This window comes from Burkholderia sp. SIMBA_051 (genome assembly GCF_046534915.1).
In the GTDB taxonomy this organism is placed as follows: domain Bacteria; phylum Pseudomonadota; class Gammaproteobacteria; order Burkholderiales; family Burkholderiaceae; genus Burkholderia; species Burkholderia ambifaria.
This window is the reverse complement of the sequence record NZ_JAWRXS010000069.1, coordinates 1-406: the sequence shown is the minus strand read 5'-3', so window position 1 is coordinate 406 and position 406 is coordinate 1. Positions and strand designations below refer to the sequence as shown.

Sequence of the window (406 nt, the reverse complement as noted above, 5' to 3'; positions counted from 1 at the left end):
CCTCCGTAGCGGCGGCGCGCAAAGCCGTCGAGAAACGCACCTGGAGGTTTGATCGATGAACACGACCGAAAAGACCATCGCCGAGTATCAGGGCGCTGTGAAGAACCTGTTTCAAGCCGCGTTCGATCAATTGCGCGTCGAGAATCCCCAGCACTACGCGAACTGCTCGGACGTGCTCAACGCAGGCGGAATGATCGAGCTGCGCAGTTGCGCGATGGCGGGCGGGCTGCTGGAGACGGTCATCAGCGTCGTGGACGCCGCGGGCGAGTCGGCAGAGGTGTGCCGTCTTGAGACTGGTGTTGTTAACCACTAAGTAGTCCTATACACTATTGACAAACGGCCTCATGTATGCGTTAGCGCGTCATGGGGCCGATGCATAAGGCGGTATGCCGGGCGCTACCGTAAC

At 59.6% G+C, this 406-nt stretch carries 1 protein-coding gene; it reads left to right on the top strand.

From position 1 onward, the window contains the following. Window positions 1–55: 55 nt before the first annotated feature. Window positions 56–313, top strand: coding sequence for a hypothetical protein (locus SB771_RS33575; protein WP_410721864.1), 258 nt, complete (start codon window positions 56–58; stop codon window positions 311–313). Window positions 314–406 lie beyond the last annotated feature (93 nt).

What these genes read in the sequence shown, in the direction of transcription:
- SB771_RS33575 (WP_410721864.1), top strand. Translation starts at nt 56, where the DNA reads ATGAACACGACCGAAAAGACCATCGCCGAGTATCAGGGCGCTGTGAAG.